This window comes from Alteromonas aquimaris (assembly GCF_026183695.1).
Classification (GTDB): domain Bacteria; phylum Pseudomonadota; class Gammaproteobacteria; order Enterobacterales; family Alteromonadaceae; genus Alteromonas; species Alteromonas aquimaris.
Genome location: NZ_JAPFRD010000011.1, coordinates 613,060 through 629,697, shown reverse-complemented (window position 1 = coordinate 629,697; position 16,638 = coordinate 613,060). Strand labels below are relative to the sequence as shown.

Here is a 16,638-nt window from a genome sequence, read left to right as displayed (position 1 = left end):
CTTAGCCGGTTATAAAAATATCAATAAACGAAATGTAAGCGCTTTCAGGCATTTTGTAAAGGGGTCGTTAAGAGCATGTAAAAAGAATGGATGTCATGGGGTGATGCTGAAGTAGCTTATTATAGGGGAGAGAAAACCAGCTAGTAACTGCCCGATGTTCCTAGCTGAGGTGAAGATAAATTAAGCCGAGGCTTGAGTATTGGATCAGGCAAAAATTTGTTTAGCCGCATCGCGCATCTCAATGAACTCATCCGAAGTCAACTCATGCACATCTTCAAGTACGCCACGCTGTATCGCCAAATTGAGCACCGCATCTTTCTGACTTTCCATTTTCCCTGCCAGCGCGGCACCGACCCTGACAAAGTCTATATAGGTGATATTTTCTGGTATAACAGATAAATCATTCCAATATTCAGCAATATCAACGAAAGGCTGTCCGAAGCTCCACTCACGGGTAATGCTGCCACCAATGGGCCCTGACAATTTATCTATCGCCACCTCCAGAAACGTTGGACTAGCGAAAACCTCCTCATGTCGTTCAGCCTCAGTTAATATGGGCAGCACGCCTATACTGTGAACCAGTGCAGCTAAGGTCATCGTATCGAGGCTCATTTCGCGCTTTTTGGTGCGCTGAGTATAAGTTTGTAGCATCGCCATTGAGTTAGCCACAACCAGAACAGTTCTGTCCCACTCTCTTCTCATGAAATCGGCTACCACCTCATTTTTTGAAACAAAAAGCTGTTCCATTGCCAGTGCAGTCGCGATGTTTTTAATTTGCACCAGTCCGATCCGTGTTACAGCCTGGCCAATTGAATTCACTTTTACGGTTCGCCCCATATAAGCGCTGTTGGCAATTTTAATCATGCGGGCACTCAGCGATGGGTCTTTACCTACAACGTCGGCCATCTGATTCAAGTTAATATCAGGGTCGTCTGCTGCTTTCCGTACTTTTAAAGCAATGGCAGGTAAGGTTGGTAAGACCAACGTATCGTTATTAATTTTTTCGATTAAAATAGTTAATAGTGCATTTTGGGTAGACATAACCAACTTCCTACTGAGTAATTTTTTACTTTACCGCAACAAACAATACCTTTAGTGGCCTTATTTGTGTCTGGCCGATGCAGCATGAATACTTCCTTAAAAGGGCCTCAAAGGGCTGGCCGAAAAAACTACAACGTATACAAAATATACTTATGTCTCGGACAAGTCGCATTAAAGATTGATACCTACTGCAAATAGTAGTTATAAAACTTAGGGTTTCGCAAGTAACCTGCCGATTTTTAACTTAAATTATCAACAAAACGATCAATGATTTTTTATCTGGGTATGTTAACGAAGATATAGAAGTTAGCGTATTCCTTCGCTATGCTAACAGACACAAAATAAAGATTAGATGCTTATTGTGGCATTTGAATAACAACAGTGACGATACAGAATATGAAGATAACGGTACCATTTAAGCAGCTAACGCTGGTTGCGTTGATTGCCTCATCAATCTTAGCGGGATGTAGTGATAACACCTCTAGCCAAACAGAACGTAAAGATGAAGCGACATCTGAGCAAATAACTCAGGACAGCGCTCATGAGTTACTGGTAGATAGGGATAGGCTTAAAATCTATCATCCCGTTACCCTTGAAGCGGACCTGTCTGCACTAAGTAGTAACCAGAAAAAAATGGTCGCATTACTCATTGATGCCTCTGTCATTATGGATGACCTGTTCTGGAAACAAGCATTTTACCAGGATAAAAATGAGTTTCTTGCGTCCATCGAAGATGAAGAAATTCGCCACTTCGCCACTATCAATTACGGCCCATGGGACAGGTTAAATGGGGACGCTCCGTTTCTGTCAGGTTATGCAGATAAACCTGCTGGGGCAGAATTTTATCCCCATGATATGACTAAAGAAGAATTAGAGAATGCTGCGTTAGATGATGCCAAAGGCCTGTATTCTGTAATTCGCAGAGACGAGCAAGGCAACCTCAAAGCCGTTCCCTATTCTGAAGCCTACAGAGCACAATTATCCAAGGCTGCTGAACTCCTCCGTCATGCCTCTGAATTAGCTGAGAACCGCGAGTTTGGCAACTATTTGTTGATGCGTGCAGAGGCGTTATTGTCTGATGACTATCAGAAGTCAGATATGGCTTGGATGGATATGAAAAGCAACCCCGTAGAGGTGGTAATTGGTCCTATCGAAACCTATGAAGATCAACTGTTTGGCTATCGTACGGCGTTTGAATCCTATGTTCTGCTGAAAGATTTAAAGTGGAGTGAGAAGCTGGCGAAGTACGCGCAGTTTTTACCAGAATTACAAAAAGGGTTACCTGTTGCAGCAGAATACAAAGCCGAAATACCCGGCTCAGACGCAGATTTAAATGCCTATGATGTTATTTATTATGCCGGCCACTCTAATGCAGGAAGTAAAACTATTGCTATCAACCTGCCTAATGACGAACAAGTTCAGCTGGAAAAAGGTACGCGTCGATTGCAGTTAAAAAATGCCATGCGAGCCAAGTTTGACCACATTCTGCAACCCATCGCCGAAGTATTGATTGCCGAAGATCAACGTGACCACATCACGTTTGATGCCTTCTTTGCTAACACGATGTTCCATGAAGTAGCGCATGGCTTAGGAATTAAAAACACCTTGTCAGGTACGGGAACCGTTAGGGCGGCGCTGAAAGAACATGCTTCTGCGTTAGAAGAAGGTAAAGCAGATATACTAGGTTTATACATGGTGCAAAGTCTGCTTGAAAAAGGAGAAATCACTGAAGGCACACTAGAAGATTATTACGTTACCTTTATGGCGGGTATTTTCCGGTCGGTTCGCTTTGGTGCCTCGAGCGCACACGGTAAAGCCAATATGATACGCTTTAATGTCTTTGCCGAAATGGGGGCATTCGAAAAAGATGAGAATGGCTTGTACAGCGTTAACATGGAAAAAATGGACACGGCAATTAAAACCTTATCAGAGACCATTCTAACGCTGCAAGGCGACGGTGACTATGAAGGTGTGTCAAAGCTGGTAGAAGAAAAAGGCGTTATCAAGCCTCAACTTGCCAAAGACTTGGCCAAACTGGAAAAAGCAAACATCCCAGTGGATATTCATTTTGAGCAAGGAAAAGAGGTATTAGGGCTGCAATGATATAAGGCCAACGCGCCCTCTTGGATCCTTGAGGGCGCAAAATGGTGTAAAAAGAGTAGCGCTAGAGGCGCTCCTTTTTCCGTTTTTTACTCCAAATTTTTCGGCTTATCGGTATAAGGAGGCCATCCCAGTAACTTACCACCCAGTACATGTAAGTGAATATGATAAACTGATTGCCCCCCAAACTCGTTACAGTTCATAACCGTGCGGTACCCTTCATCCGCAATACCGAGATCATCAGCTATTTTTGCCGCAATCATTGACAAGTGGCCCACCACTTCACGATCTTCTTCTTTGATATCATTAATAGTGGCGATTGCTTTCTTGGGAATAACCAAAAAATGAATGGGTGCTTGAGGATTTACATCTCTAAATGCCAAACACACATCGTCTTCATAAAGAATATCGGCGGGAATCTCCCGATTAATTATCTTGGTAAAAATAGTTTCAGACATAATTTTCCTTTTTCGCCTCATTGAAGGCTATGAGTATAGAGCTAGTAAAGCACAAATACTAAAAGGATAGCTCCCAACAGTAAGCGGTAGATGACGAAGGGCAGCATGCCAATTCTGGCTATCCAGTTTAAAAACAGGTAAATACACAGGTACGCACTGACAAAAGAAAAAGCCGCGCCGTATAGGAGTGCCTGCCAGTCAACCGCTTCGTTCAATGCTAATAAATCAAACGTCGCGAGTGTCCCCGCGCCCAAAATGACGGGAATCGATAATAAAAATGAAAAACGGGCGGCACTTTCTCTATCCAACCCTAAAAACAGCCCGGCTGTCATGGTTATACCAGAACGCGAGGTGCCCGGCACCAGGGCCAGTATTTGAGCCAGACCGATAATGAGTGCCTGCCACCAGTTAAGGGAATTTAAATGCTTATGACGGCTGGCTGAAATATCTGCTACCCATAGCAACAGACCAAAGAAAATGGTGGTAGCGGCAATGATCAGGGCATTTCTTGCGTAGTCTTCGATCCAGTCTTTAAACAGAAAGCCCACAATCACTGCAGGGATTGTGGCTAATATAACCCACCAGGCTAATCGACTTTGCGGTGTTTGTTGAGAAGTGAAACCTCGCATGACCCATGCCTGCGTCATTTCGCCAATGTCTTCACGAAAATAAATTACCACTGCCAATAAGCTGCCAACATGCACGGCGACATCAAACGCCAACCCCTGATTTTGCCACCCAAACAGGGCTGAAGGTAAGATAAGATGTGCAGAGCTACTGATCGGCAAAAATTCAGTAATACCTTGAATTACAGCAAGAATTATAATTTCAAAAAGTGTCATCCCTTACTATGGACTCCAGTTAAAGTTAATCGGCCTAAGCTGTTGGCTGGATTGGTCGAATGCCTTCCACAGCGCCTGATACGATTGCTTTTGTTGAGGATGTTGCCAGTCAGGAACCAATTCAGCCAAGGGTAATAACACAAACGCATTAAAAAGGATCTCTTCTCGGGGTAAAACGGTTGGATTTTCTGTACATACATCGTCGTAAGTAAGCAAATCAAGATCCAGCGTACGCGAGGAAAATTTCTTCTCATTGCGCTGACGCCCGTTGTCCGTTTCAATTTGTTTTAAAATGTTGCACACCGTTTCTAAATCGCAGTGCGTTTTTGCAGACGCGACTAAATTGTAGAAGGCCTGCCCTTCAAACCCTACCGCCTCACTTTCGTAAACTTTTGACAGCTTAACGTCTACAAAAGCTGTTTCTAATGCATGTTTGGCAGCCCTGACATGGTTTGCCCGATCGATATTCGTTCCTATGCTGATCAGGATGGTGTGCATCATTTTACTTTTACTCTGCTCATTCTCACGCTCACGTGCTTTGCATCAGGCAAAATATCGGGTTTGGTGATGGTCAGCCGGATGCCCTGCGCAGGATAGTTGGCCAAGACCGCATCCATCACTTTGTTGCCCAAGGCTTCTAATAGTTCAAATTTACATTCGGCTGCGGTGTGCTGAATAAACATGGCCAGCTTTGCATAATCAATTGTTTCATTAACATCATCTGACCACATTGCGGCTGTTAAATCAGCATCCAATTCAATATCGAATAGTAATGTGGTGTTTTGCTTGCGTTCCCAGTCATATACACCAATTAGTGTATTTACCTGCAAACCCTGAATACATATCGTTTCCATTGGAGAGAACCTTTTCGCCACATCAGACCAGTAGCCTTTTTTACAAACACATTGCGCCAGCTATAGCGTATGTTGCCAGATTTTAGTAGTGTGGACAGAAGTTTAACGTGAAGTGTGTCAGTAATACATGGTTGCAGAAATAATTCTTATGGTTTGTGTGGCGTATTTGTGCGGTTCACTTTCCAGTGCAATCATCGTTTGCCGTGTGTTTAGCTTACCCGACCCCACCACCGTCGGATCGAAAAATCCCGGTGCCACTAATGTCTATCGATTAGGGGGACGCTTCCCTGCCGTCCTGGTGTTAGTGGTCGATATCCTTAAAGGTACGATTCCTGTCTATAGCAGCTATTTTATGGGTATTGAACCGTTATGGCTGGGTTTCATTGCCATTGCCGCCTGTTTAGGTCACATCTTCCCGCTATATTTCGGGTTTAAGGGTGGCAAAGCGGTGGCGACAGCGTTTGGGGCGATGTTACCGATTGGTTTAGATTTAGCGGGCTTACTCATACTGACCTGGGGAGTCGTCATTTTCTTCTGGGGTTATTCTTCTCTAGGTGCCATCATCGCTGTGGGATTGGCCCCGCTCTTTACCTGGTTTATCAAACCGCTTTACACCATTCCGGTTGCCATGCTTTCAGTCCTCATCATTCTTCGCCATCGCGCCAATATTGCGCGACTCATTAAAGGGGAAGAAAGCAAAGTATGGAATAAAGGTAAACTTAAACAGTAGTGGACTGCTACCCGTCTCTATCTCTGAGCTGATTACACTTCTGTGCGGTTTGACTTATGAACCGATCACACCGGCTCGAGAGAATCTAGAGGCCACCGGGGCTTAGCTTGCGCGGTCAATTCACAGGTATGTCCCGCCTTCAAGCGCTGTAAACCGGCATAGGCAATCATCGCACCGTTGTCCGTGCAGAAGGCTAAGTTTGGATAATACACTTCGCCTTTTAACGATTTCATCAGTTCTGCCAATTTTGTTCGTAACATGGTGTTAGCACTAACACCACCTGCAATAACCAGTCGCTTTAAGCCTGTTTGTTTTAATGCCCGACGACATTTAATAAGCAAGGTATCCACCACCGCTTCCTGAAACGCATAGGCGATATTGGCATGTGTCTGGGGGGCATTGTCACAGGCACGGATGGTGTTCGCTGCAAAGGTTTTCAACCCACTGAAGCTAAAATCAAGACCAGGCCTATCGGTCATAGGGCGCGGAAACTGATAATGGCCAGCCTCGCCCTGTTCTGCCAGCTTTGCCAGCAAGGGGCCGCCGGGGTAATCCAGCCCTAACAATTTAGCGGTTTTATCAAATGCTTCGCCTGCCGCATCGTCGATAGATTCGCCTAAAACGGTGTACTGCCCAATGCCTTTTACCTCCACCAACATAGAGTGACCGCCAGAAACCAGCAGAGCCACAAAGGGAAATTCGGGCGCGTTGGCCTCCAGCATCGGGGCCAGCAGGTGACCCTCCATGTGATGCACCCCTACGGCAGGCAGATTCCAGGCATAGGCCAGTGAGCGTCCCACTGATGAGCCCACTAGTAATGCGCCCACCAGCCCCGGGCCTTGGGTGAAGGCAACCCCATCTAACTCCTGCGGAAGCGTGTTGGCATCAGCAAGCGCCTTATCGATAAGTGGGATAAGTTTACGCACGTGATCTCGGGATGCCAGCTCAGGTACCACACCGCCATAGTCTGCATGCAATTTCACTTGACTATAAAGCTCGTGAGAAAGCAGACCCTGACTGTCGTCGTAGACCGCCACACCCGTTTCGTCACAGGATGTTTCAATTCCTAGCACTCGCATAGTTACACACCACTATTCTTTTCGTTAGTTGAAATGCTAGAGCGTGTTGACCTTTTCAGTCCAATTTTACCGCGCTGGCATGACTTCACGTCAGTTAGTAGCGGTAAAAAGCGCACTGCTTCAAGGTATATAGTCAGTGTGCGATGGAGTAAAAATGTGCGCCAACGCGTTTCTTAGTAACGCACTAAGAAAATCCATGCTGCATGCTTCTTTATATTCGTTGTTAGCCGTTCACTTAGCCAACGACCCTGCTGATATCTCACTATGGCGTGGCCAAACTCAGCACGAACACTATACGAACCACAAAGGTCAATACGCTCCGATTAATGGCCGCAAGTTTACTTTTTACCTGCCAGCGGATCAAACTCGAATTGAAAGTGGTAAATTTCACCGGAACTGGTTATTTTTTATCAATTCTGGCTTTACATTCGCTGCAGATATGATTAGAATTTCGCACCATTTTTAACCCGGGGCCGTTTTTGCAGGCAATCTTATCCCGGAAAGACAGTAAAATTTTGAGGTGAGAATTTAATGCCTATCGTTAAAGTAAGAGAAAACGAGCCGTTTGATGTCGCTCTTCGTCGCTTTAAGCGTTCTTGTGAAAAAGCAGGTGTCCTTTCAGAAGTTCGTCGTCGCGAATTCTTTGAAAAGCCAACCTGGGAGCGCAAGCGCAAGAAAGCGGCTGCTAAGAAGCGTCATCTTAAGAAGCTTGCTCGTGAAAACGCACGTCGCGTAAAACTCTACTAAGATTGACGTGGCAAAAGGTGTCCTTGAGACACCTTTGTTGTTTCTGGGTGCAGTAAAAACGCATTCCCGGAGTCAGGTAAGAATTAAATAGTATCGTTATTGTGGAACAGACTATGTCGTTAACAGAAACGTTAAAAGAAGCCCAGAAAGACGCTATGCGAGCTAAAAATAAAGTTCGTCTAGGCACCATTAGAATGGCGTTGGCTGCAATTAAACAACGTGAGATTGACGAGCAGATTACTCTGGACGATCCAGCGGTACTGGCCATTTTAACCAAAATGGTCAAACAGCGCCAGGACGCTGCCAGCCAGTTTGATGCTGCCGGTCGTGACGACCTTGCCAGTAATGAACGCGCTGAAATCGTCGAACTGGAAACATTCCTTCCTCAGCCCTTAAGTGCAGCAGAAATTGATACTTTGATCGATGATGCTATTGCGCAGTCTCAAGCGCAATCTATGCAGGATATGGGCAAAGTAATGGGCATACTGAAGCCTAAAATGCAGGGTCGTGCCGATATGGGTGCCGTTAGCAAAGCGATAAAAGCCAAGCTGGCAGGCTAAGCATAAAAGCATCGCTGACCACAGCATATCCTGATACAGTAAAATATATTCGTTCGCTTAGATGTTGAGTTAAATGGCAGGAAAGATCCCGCGCGATTTTATTGATGATCTGTTATCACGCACTGACGTTGTAGACATCGTCGACAGTCGTGTGCAGTTAAAAAAAGCGGGTAAAAATTATCAGGCCTGCTGCCCCTTTCACAACGAAAAAACTCCTTCTTTTACAGTCAGCCAGGAAAAGCAGTTCTATCATTGCTTTGGCTGTGGCGCGCACGGCAATGCAATCTCCTTTTTAATGGAGTTCGACCGCATGGAATTTGTCGAAGCCATTGAAGAGCTAGCCAAAATTAATGGTGTAGAAGTTCCCCGAGAAAAATCATCCGGTCCATTCGTTAGCGAACAAGCCAAACAACAAAAACAGGATGACTTTGCGGTAATGGAACAGGTCACCCGCTTTTTCCAGCACCAGCTTAAACATCACACCAACAGCCCCAACGCCATTGAATATCTAAAGCAGCGCGGTCTGTCCGGAGAAATCGTTAAACAGTGGGAAATTGGTTATGCCCCTTCTGAGTGGGATGGTGTGCTCAGTAAATTCGGGACGTCAAACGAGCGCATTCAACAGTTACTGGATCTAAAACTGATTACACAGAATGACAATGGCAAGCGCTACGATTTCTTTCGTGACCGCATCATGTTTCCCATTCGGGACCGGCGCGGAAGAGTAGTGGGATTTGGTGGTCGGGTCCTCTCCGATGGGGGGCCGAAATATTTGAACTCGCCGGAAACCCGGATATTCCACAAAGGCCAGGAACTTTTTGGTTTTTATCAGGCTAAGAATAAGCTTCGCCATCTGGATTATGTCATGGTGGTGGAGGGCTATATGGACGTAGTAGCGCTTAGCCAATTTGAGATTAATAATGCCACTGCGGCGTTGGGCACCGCCACTACGCCTGAACATCTGTCTTTATTAATGCGCAGCACCTCCACCATAGTATGTTGCTATGATGGAGATCGGGCTGGCCGTGATGCTGCGTGGCGCGCCTTAGAAAATGCGTTACCAGTGTTAAAGGACGGTGTTAGCATGAAATTTCTGTTTCTTCCTGACGGTGAAGATCCCGATACGATGGTGCGCAAAGTAGGTAAAACCGCATTAGAAGCATTAATTGAGCAAGCACAACCGCTCTCGCACTTCTTCTTTGAAAGCATGCTAAAACAGCATCAGGTAGGCACACCAGAAGGAAAGCTTGCACTCAAGACAGCGGTAAAACCTTACATAGAAAAGGTATTAGGCGATAATCAACGAGCCCTGCTGGAAGAAGAACTAGCTAAACATACTGGCGAATACGATCGATTCCGCTTACAACAAGATATCAGACTGGCAAATAGTAAATCCGCTGCGCCATCTCAAGGCAGTCGCTTTCAAAATGTGGCGAAAACAGAGCAATCTCCAGCGCGGATGTTACTTAGACTGTTGCTGGAAAACCCGCATTTTTCCCGTGAGTGTAATGATGTTAACCCGGTAGTTCTTCAGGGAAGTGGCTTGTCCGGTATCGATTTGTTAATCGAAGTTTTTAATTATTGCCACCAACAACAGGTTAAGAGTACTGCTCAGATCATTGAATATTTCCGTGATCACCCCCATTCTTCTGTTATCAATAAATTATTGGTTAAAGAGCAGCTGGTCAGCGATGCCGATGCAAAGAAAGTGTATCGGGGGAGTTTCGCCAAATTATTAGACTGGCATTTTGACAGTCGTATTGAAACTTTGTTGTCGCGGGCACGTATTCAAAAGTTAAGCGATGAAGAGAAAGCTGAACTGACACTACTGATGAAAGAACGGAAGAACTGATTAAATTTGAGCAAAATGTGAACCGCTTATCTGGTCAAAACAGTACCTTTACTGTTATACTGGCTAATTCGCTACAAATACAAGTAAGCTCGGATATAAAGAAGCAATAGCGGCACATTTTTCATACTGGTAAGAAAATATAAGCCGGATGAGAGTAGTAATAAATCATAGCAAGTATGTCATAGCAAGTTAATCCTTCGCATGGCGTGCTTTTTTTTGCTAAATAATTGAATGTGAGAAGTGTAGGGTATATGGCGCAAAGCAAGCAGTCTCAGATTAAACTCCTGATTGCAAAAGGTAAAGAGCAAGGTTATTTAACTTTTTCAGAAGTAAATGACCACTTGCCCCAGGATATCGTCGATTCTGATCAAATCGAGGATATCATCCGCATGATTAATGATATGGGTATTCAGGTTGGCGAATCCGCTCCGGACGCTGATGAATTACTCATGCAAGAAGCCACTGCCGATGAGGACGCGGCAGAAGCAGCAGCCCAGGCACTTGCCACAGTAGAAAGTGAAATTGGCCGCACCACCGACCCCGTACGCATGTATATGCGAGAAATGGGTACGGTTGAACTGCTGACTCGTGAAGGCGAAATCGAAATCGCTAAACGAATTGAAGATGGCATTAATCAGGTTCAGTGCTCCGTTGCAGAGTATCCCGAAGCTATCACCTATTTGCTTGAGCAGTGGGATTTATACGAAGCGGAAGAAATTCGTTTAGGTGATATTATTTCTGGCTTTGTGAATCCTGACGATGAGCAGGATTTAGCGCCTACTGCCACCCATATTGGTTCTGAGTTAACCGAAGAGCAGCTGGAAGAAGAAGACGAAGACGATGACGACGATGATTCCAGTGACGAAGATGATAGCGGTGTTGATCCAGAAGAAGCGCGTGAAAAATTCGCCAAGCTTCGTGACCAATACGCCATCACACGTGCAGTAATTGAAAAGAAAGGCCGAGCGCATAAAGACTCGCGCAAACAAATTGAAGCACTAAGTGAAGTATTTAAAGAGTTCCGTTTAGTGCCTAAACAGTTTGACCGTTTAGTTCGAAACATGCGCGACATGATGGATAAAGTGCGCATTCAGGAACGCTTGGTAATGAAAAACTGCGTGATGAACGCAAAGATGCCAAAGAAAGACTTCATTAAAGCCTTTGCGGGCAATGAGACATCTACTAAGTGGTTATTTGAGATTCTCGAATCTAATGCCCCTTACGCAGAGCCGCTTAAGACATATCAAGAAGATATTGAACGAAGCGTAAGTAAAATGAATCAAGTCGAGCAGGAAACCGGCTTGGTAATTGCTGATATTAAAGATATCAACCGCCGCATGTCGATAGGCGAAGCAAAAGCCCGTCGTGCGAAAAAAGAGATGGTGGAAGCCAACTTACGATTGGTTATCTCTATTGCGAAAAAATACACCAACCGTGGCTTACAATTCCTTGATTTGATTCAGGAAGGTAACATCGGTTTGATGAAAGCAGTGGATAAGTTTGAATATCGTCGTGGGTATAAGTTCTCCACCTATGCAACCTGGTGGATTCGTCAGGCGATCACCCGCTCAATTGCGGATCAGGCTCGGACTATTCGTATCCCCGTGCATATGATCGAGACCATCAACAAGTTAAATCGTATTTCTCGTCAAATGCTTCAGGAAATGGGCCGTGAACCTACTCCTGAAGAATTATCAGAACGCATGTTAATGCCGGAAGACAAGATCCGTAAAGTGCTTAAAATTGCCAAAGAGCCCATCTCGATGGAAACCCCTATCGGTGATGATGAAGATTCACATCTTGGCGACTTTATCGAGGACAGCACCATTATCCAGCCCCTCGATTCAGCCACTGGCGGCAGCTTGAAAGACGCCACGCAGGAAGTGTTAGCAGGCCTTACGGCGCGCGAGGCAAAAGTATTGCGTATGCGATTCGGTATCGATATGAACACTGACCATACTTTAGAAGAAGTGGGTAAACAGTTTGATGTAACCCGCGAACGTATCCGTCAGATTGAAGCTAAGGCATTACGTAAGCTTCGTCATCCAAGTCGCTCAGAGCAATTGCGCAGTTTCTTGGACGAATAATGTTTTATTAATTAGAAAACCGGCTTCTCAGCCGGTTTTTTTATGACTTAAAAAGCCTCGAGATCATTTCAATTCGCACTATTTTTTGTTCCCTCAGCGCGTGACTTTTTGCACTTTTTGAAAGCCAATTATGTGAAGATTTAGTAGATTTAATTGGAACACAATCAGTGCCGCTAGAGTGTAAAGAGCTGCGCCTAAGGGGAGATAGAAGCGGATATCTATTCCCCGTTACATTGGTTTGAAAAACGCTCGTTCTACTTCACTTGTCATCCAAGCGCCTTGTATAGCAACCCGCCTTTATCTCTTGGCTGATAAAACATCAATGTGACTTGGTATAATGACTTCACACCGTTTCTATGCGTCGTCGCAACAAGCGAGTGGGTATACTCATTTTAACAATATAGATAAGCAGTATTGCAAAGGGGAAGAAACCGAAAGCCATCGGTAACAGGCTGGCATTAAACCATTCTGGAAACATTTGTGCTTGGCCGAAAAAAAGTGAGCCTGATGCGATAAACAACGACATACACATACGCCACAAATGTCGTCTTATCCGCGCTTTGGTAGAAAGCGTTTTTCTGACAAGTACATTTATTTCCCCCACCACGGCTAAGCTGCCCACAACGACAAACAGTACGTAGGCTTGCGCTGGCGAGCCATCGAAGGAACCATTCGGACTCTGATAAGAAAACACCATAAAGGTAACGCCCAGGGAAGTGATGAGGATTGCTAGCACTAGGCCAAACTTTTCACCTACGCCGGCTATAAACTCCTTTCGTATTGCGGCGCTGGTGCCAGTGATAAGTAAATATAATGCCAATATGGCTGCGACAAAATTGGTACTCTGTTGCGTATCCAGGAAAGGCGCAACAAGGGCGGCAAGCAAATAGCAAACAAACATGGCGACAACAAAAACGCGACCACTCACTTTGTGGATGCGGCCCCCCTTTACAGTCAAGCTGGTCATGAATCCGGTAAGAATCCCTACTACCCCAGCACCAATATGAGCGTATAAAAGCATAGCTGCGCCCATATGGGATAACCAGTGAGACTCAGGCGCAATGGTGAGTTTGGCCGCGTAAGCCCCGAAACTCGTAAGCGCCATCACTCCCGCAAAAAGAATAATATGAGATTTCACTCTAGCCCTTTGCAAAATATGCATACCTTCAAAATTGCTATGAACATAAAAGATAAGCAGGCATTGTTTCAGGGTAAACCACTAAATTGTTGCGAAATATGTAACCGTCACCTATCAGGTAGCGCAAACCGCGGGAAAGGAACGCGGGCTCTTATTCATCATAGTATGTAGGGATGGTGAGATGCAGAAGAAAAATTAGTCAGGCCTTTTCAACGCATCTATGGTCTCTTTATTTTTTTACGTTTTCATTGGGGATGGCATAACATATTGTTTCATAGATTGAATCTCGATGATGGCGAATGTATACCGAGTAATCCGTCAGATTATCGATTATCCACAGTGGGATAGTATATAAATGCTCAGGAAGATGATAAATCGATACTGCAATGGTAGGTCGACACCGGGATAGTACGTCTGTAGCACCCACCAGTACATCTAAATCACTCCCCTCCACATCTATTTTAAGGTAAGTAGGAAGAGGCGCTTGGCCCTGACAAAACGTATCAAGGGTAACTTGGTTTACACATTCGCTGCCAGCATTGGATACTTTTGATGAATAGCCAAGTGAAGTCGAGGCAAATTGAATTACCCCGTTCTGGCTTCCCACGGCAAGCTTGTGTAATTCAACATTTTGGTCAGCAGCATGGGTTGACAATACACCAAAATTTTTGGGATCAGGCTCGAAGCAAATTACCTGCCGAGGAAATATATACTGTTGCTTCATTGACTCAAGTGTATCGCCGGTAAAAGCTCCTACATCATAGAAAATGGAATAATCAACCGCTGCTGGTAGCGTACAGAAATATTGCGGCGCAGATACAATCGAATCAAGGAAGAATTTATTTAACGTGGCACGGTATGAAAGCAGGGAATTCAGTATCTGACGCGACTCATCATCGGCCAGTCTGGAGAGCAGCGTATCAGCCTTTGTCAACTCCTCCTTGGCTAAAAAGAAGTGTTCCTCATGCTCAATATAATTAAAATAGAATAGTAATTCTTTAGCGTTACTCAACTCTGTCTGAAAAGACTTAACTATTTCACGATAAAACATGCTGGCGACGATTACGACAGAGCCTGTCAAATTCACGTTTTTCACATGTTGTACAACAACGCCTTCCACGACGTTTCCATCTCGTGCCGCGTTACTATCCAAAAATCCTGATATTTTTATAGCGTTTTTCTTCAACAGATGGAGTAACGTTTTACCCGCTCCCCCCGCACCATAAATGTATAGGGTTTGGGCCGCACCGAGTCGTTCAAGGGTATCTGTTTGCATTTGCAGCAGCGAGACTGCACTGTAAGAATTGATCATTTGCATGGGTTAAGATAATTCGACGATTAACCACTATTGGTATGCGATGCTAACACACCTTTACAGGAAACTTATAGTCACCCCCACTAGTGATAGCAACTCGTAATATTGGGTCGTCATTCAGCGCATTACTTTTTCAACCATTAAAAAATTAAAACCATGCATAGTCGTAGGCTCCCGGTCAGGCAAACTCGCGCGTTACACCACACCACATCGACTTGAAAACATCCAGATCTCATGCTCAACTGAATGAAGGCTTTTGTGAGCGAGCAATGAGTACTTTAGATTACATAATTATAGGGAGTTACCTGACAGGTTTACTTTTGTTAGGGTTTGTTCTCAGGCACCAGCGCAATCGACAAGACTATTTTCTTGCTGGACGCGACCTTGCCTGGCCCGCATTAACCCTTTCTGTCATGGCAACCCAACTCTCTGCGGTCAGTTTTATTTCTGCACCTGCATTTGTGGGGCTTCGCGAAGGGGGTGGCTTACTCTGGCTTTCTTACGAGCTTGCCTTACCTGTTGCGGTCGCACTCATGTTATGGAAGCTCATGCCCACCCTCCATCGAATTGGCGTGGTCAGCGTGTATGATTTCCTAGAACAGCGATTTTCCCGGTTCACCCGTTTACTCATCAGTGCGGTCTTCCAGTTGAGTCGATCGTTCGCCACCGCCATAATGATCTACGCTGTTTCCATTCTGTTGCAAAGTACGATGGGCATTGGCCAGTACGTTTCGTTGCTGGCGATTGGCTTTATCACATTAATTTATTCAGCGATGGGCGGAATGAAAGCGGTGGTGTATGGGGACGTGATTCAAATGCTTCTGATTGTTATGGGCGCAGCTGGCTGTTTATGGCTAGGCCTTGATGCTATCGGTGGCTGGGATCCCGTATTAGCGATAGTTGATCCCGCCCGCTTGCAAGCCGTTAACACGTCAAGTTTTGGGGTAACGGGGAATGATTTTGGCTTACTCCCGATGTTGTTTGGCGGCGTTATCTTATATGCTTCTTACTATGGCTGCGACCAATCGGAAGCGCAGCGGGCACTTTCCAATAGCTCTGTAGCAAACCTGCGAAAAATGCTGTTTGCTGTGGCTGTATTGCGTTTTCCCATTGTGCTCATTTATTGTCTGGCGGGGCTTGTCATCGGTGCACTGGTAACGACCAATACCGAACTAAGGCAACTTATTCCCGCGGATAATCCTGATTGGATGATGCCAGTCTTCATCGTTCACTATCTACCGAGCGGGATGCTCGGGCTTCTGGTCGTAGCCATCATGGCGGCAGCCATGTCGTCCTTAAGCTCTGCCATTAACAGTCTGGCAGCAGTGACTACCGAAGATATTCAACGTGTACGAAAAATCAAGCTTTCTGATAGCCAGTACCTCAAACGGGCGCGTATCGCCGGGGTCATCTGGGGAATAATTACCCTTACTCTTTCATTGTTTGCGGGAGAGATTGCACCCACTATTATTGAAGCAATAAATAAAATTGGCTCGGTTTTTTACGGCCCTGTTCTGGCTACTTTTTTACTTGGCGTACACAGCCGCCGAGTTAGTGCCAAAGGAGTTAACATAGGCTTGTTGACAGGGGTAGCGGTAAACCTGGGATTATGGCTGGGCGGAAGCGAATTATTCTGGTTCTGGTGGAATGTAACCGGCTTTTTGACCTGTATCTGCAGCGCAGTATTTGTTTCGCGAATTACTTCCACGAAGCGGACGACGCTGCCGTCTGTCACAGGGTTATCGATGGTAGAAGCTGTGTTACTAATAAGCTGGGCAGGAGGGTTAATTGCGCTGTGTTTATCCCTGCCTGCCCTACTCACACTGTTAGCTTGA

The 16,638-nt window shown here is 45.3% G+C and carries 16 protein-coding genes; 8 read left to right on the top strand and 8 right to left on the bottom strand.

All coding sequences use genetic code 11. The annotated features are described in order from the left end of the window. Positions 1–204: 204 nt before the first annotated feature. Positions 205–1,041 carry an HDOD domain-containing protein gene (locus tag OPS25_RS12935; protein WP_265618168.1) on the bottom strand — a complete coding sequence of 279 codons (837 nt, stop codon included), beginning with the start codon at positions 1,039–1,041 and terminating at the stop codon, positions 205–207. Positions 1,042–1,437: 396 nt separating this feature from the next. Between OPS25_RS12935 and OPS25_RS12930 the strand changes: the two genes are divergently transcribed. Further along, on the top strand, positions 1,438–3,144 hold the full coding sequence (locus OPS25_RS12930; protein WP_265618167.1) for a dipeptidyl-peptidase 3 family protein: 1,707 nt from the start codon (positions 1,438–1,440) through the stop codon (positions 3,142–3,144). Positions 3,145–3,230: 86 nt separating this feature from the next. Here OPS25_RS12930 and OPS25_RS12925 read toward each other — a convergent pair whose 3' ends face one another. From OPS25_RS12925 to folB, 4 genes are read right to left on the bottom strand one after another with little or no spacing between them, the layout of a single operon-like run. Then, on the bottom strand, positions 3,231–3,599 hold the full coding sequence (locus tag OPS25_RS12925) for a histidine triad nucleotide-binding protein (protein WP_265618166.1): 369 nt from the start codon (positions 3,597–3,599) through the stop codon (positions 3,231–3,233). Between the two features lie 41 nt (positions 3,600–3,640). Further along, on the bottom strand, positions 3,641–4,441 hold the full coding sequence (locus tag OPS25_RS12920) for an undecaprenyl-diphosphate phosphatase (RefSeq protein WP_265618165.1): 801 nt from the start codon (positions 4,439–4,441) through the stop codon (positions 3,641–3,643). Positions 4,442–4,447: 6 nt separating this feature from the next. Further along, positions 4,448–4,942, bottom strand: coding sequence for a 2-amino-4-hydroxy-6-hydroxymethyldihydropteridine diphosphokinase (folK, locus tag OPS25_RS12915; RefSeq protein WP_265618163.1), 495 nt, complete (start codon positions 4,940–4,942; stop codon positions 4,448–4,450). Continuing rightward, positions 4,939–5,295, bottom strand: coding sequence for a dihydroneopterin aldolase (gene folB / locus OPS25_RS12910; RefSeq protein ID WP_265618162.1), 357 nt, complete (start codon positions 5,293–5,295; stop codon positions 4,939–4,941). Before folB ends, folK begins: the two co-directional genes overlap by 4 nt. Positions 5,296–5,422: 127 nt before the next feature. On the opposite strand from folB, the gene plsY reads away from it, so the two are divergent. After that, a complete protein-coding gene (gene plsY / locus OPS25_RS12905; protein WP_265618161.1) occupies positions 5,423–6,025 on the top strand; it encodes a glycerol-3-phosphate 1-O-acyltransferase PlsY in 603 nt (200 codons plus the stop codon). Between the two features lie 65 nt (positions 6,026–6,090). On the opposite strand, the gene tsaD is transcribed toward plsY, so the two are convergent. Continuing rightward, entirely contained in the window at positions 6,091–7,104 is a 1,014-nt protein-coding gene (gene tsaD, locus OPS25_RS12900; protein ID WP_265618160.1) for a tRNA (adenosine(37)-N6)-threonylcarbamoyltransferase complex transferase subunit TsaD, read from the bottom strand. 154 nt (positions 7,105–7,258) lie between these two features. On the opposite strand from tsaD, the gene OPS25_RS12895 reads away from it, so the two are divergent. The 5 genes from OPS25_RS12895 to rpoD all read left to right on the top strand — a co-directional run bounded on the left by OPS25_RS12895 (position 7,259) and on the right by rpoD (position 12,350). Next, positions 7,259–7,570 (top strand): hypothetical protein, encoded by a 312-nt coding sequence (locus tag OPS25_RS12895; protein ID WP_265618159.1) that lies wholly within the window; start codon positions 7,259–7,261, stop codon positions 7,568–7,570. Positions 7,571–7,635: 65 nt separating this feature from the next. Continuing rightward, on the top strand, positions 7,636–7,851 hold the full coding sequence (gene rpsU / locus OPS25_RS12890; protein WP_012517258.1) for a 30S ribosomal protein S21: 216 nt from the start codon (positions 7,636–7,638) through the stop codon (positions 7,849–7,851). Positions 7,852–7,964: 113 nt separating this feature from the next. Next, the gene (locus tag OPS25_RS12885; RefSeq protein ID WP_265618158.1) at positions 7,965–8,411 is read left to right on the top strand and encodes a GatB/YqeY domain-containing protein; all 447 of its coding nucleotides are present in this window, start codon (positions 7,965–7,967) and stop codon (positions 8,409–8,411) included. A gap of 73 nt (positions 8,412–8,484) precedes the next feature. Beyond that, a complete protein-coding gene (gene dnaG, locus OPS25_RS12880; protein ID WP_265618156.1) occupies positions 8,485–10,263 on the top strand; it encodes a DNA primase in 1,779 nt (592 codons plus the stop codon). Between the two features lie 251 nt (positions 10,264–10,514). Beyond that, complete coding sequence (gene rpoD / locus OPS25_RS12875) at positions 10,515–12,350, top strand: RNA polymerase sigma factor RpoD (RefSeq protein ID WP_265618155.1); 1,836 nt, start codon at positions 10,515–10,517, stop codon at positions 12,348–12,350. A 343-nt stretch (positions 12,351–12,693) separates the two neighbouring features. Here rpoD and OPS25_RS12870 read toward each other — a convergent pair whose 3' ends face one another. Both OPS25_RS12870 and OPS25_RS12865 read right to left on the bottom strand, forming a co-directional pair. Further along, on the bottom strand, positions 12,694–13,488 hold the full coding sequence (locus OPS25_RS12870) for a hypothetical protein (RefSeq protein ID WP_265618154.1): 795 nt from the start codon (positions 13,486–13,488) through the stop codon (positions 12,694–12,696). A 229-nt stretch (positions 13,489–13,717) separates the two neighbouring features. Continuing rightward, the gene (locus tag OPS25_RS12865; RefSeq protein WP_265618152.1) at positions 13,718–14,806 is read right to left on the bottom strand and encodes an FkbM family methyltransferase; all 1,089 of its coding nucleotides are present in this window, start codon (positions 14,804–14,806) and stop codon (positions 13,718–13,720) included. Positions 14,807–15,072: 266 nt separating this feature from the next. Between OPS25_RS12865 and OPS25_RS12860 the strand changes: the two genes are divergently transcribed. Next, complete coding sequence (locus tag OPS25_RS12860; RefSeq protein ID WP_265618151.1) at positions 15,073–16,638, top strand: sodium:solute symporter family transporter; 1,566 nt, start codon at positions 15,073–15,075, stop codon at positions 16,636–16,638.

Bases quoted from the DNA above. Each gene is read 5' to 3' on its own strand.
- OPS25_RS12935 (WP_265618168.1), bottom strand. From the start codon at position 1,041: ATGTCTACCCAAAATGCACTATTAACTATTTTAATCGAAAAAATTAAT.
- OPS25_RS12930 (WP_265618167.1), top strand. From the start codon at position 1,438: ATGAAGATAACGGTACCATTTAAGCAGCTAACGCTGGTTGCGTTGATT.
- OPS25_RS12925 (WP_265618166.1), bottom strand. From the start codon at position 3,599: ATGTCTGAAACTATTTTTACCAAGATAATTAATCGGGAGATTCCCGCC.
- OPS25_RS12920 (WP_265618165.1), bottom strand. From the start codon at position 4,441: ATGACACTTTTTGAAATTATAATTCTTGCTGTAATTCAAGGTATTACT.
- folK (WP_265618163.1), bottom strand. From the start codon at position 4,942: ATGATGCACACCATCCTGATCAGCATAGGAACGAATATCGATCGGGCA.
- folB (WP_265618162.1), bottom strand. From the start codon at position 5,295: ATGGAAACGATATGTATTCAGGGTTTGCAGGTAAATACACTAATTGGT.
- plsY (WP_265618161.1), top strand. From the start codon at position 5,423: ATGGTTGCAGAAATAATTCTTATGGTTTGTGTGGCGTATTTGTGCGGT.
- tsaD (WP_265618160.1), bottom strand. From the start codon at position 7,104: ATGCGAGTGCTAGGAATTGAAACATCCTGTGACGAAACGGGTGTGGCG.
- OPS25_RS12895 (WP_265618159.1), top strand. From the start codon at position 7,259: ATGTGCGCCAACGCGTTTCTTAGTAACGCACTAAGAAAATCCATGCTG.
- rpsU (WP_012517258.1), top strand. From the start codon at position 7,636: ATGCCTATCGTTAAAGTAAGAGAAAACGAGCCGTTTGATGTCGCTCTT.
- OPS25_RS12885 (WP_265618158.1), top strand. From the start codon at position 7,965: ATGTCGTTAACAGAAACGTTAAAAGAAGCCCAGAAAGACGCTATGCGA.
- dnaG (WP_265618156.1), top strand. From the start codon at position 8,485: ATGGCAGGAAAGATCCCGCGCGATTTTATTGATGATCTGTTATCACGC.
- rpoD (WP_265618155.1), top strand. From the start codon at position 10,515: ATGGCGCAAAGCAAGCAGTCTCAGATTAAACTCCTGATTGCAAAAGGT.
- OPS25_RS12865 (WP_265618152.1), bottom strand. From the start codon at position 14,806: ATGCAAATGATCAATTCTTACAGTGCAGTCTCGCTGCTGCAAATGCAA.
- OPS25_RS12860 (WP_265618151.1), top strand. From the start codon at position 15,073: ATGAGTACTTTAGATTACATAATTATAGGGAGTTACCTGACAGGTTTA.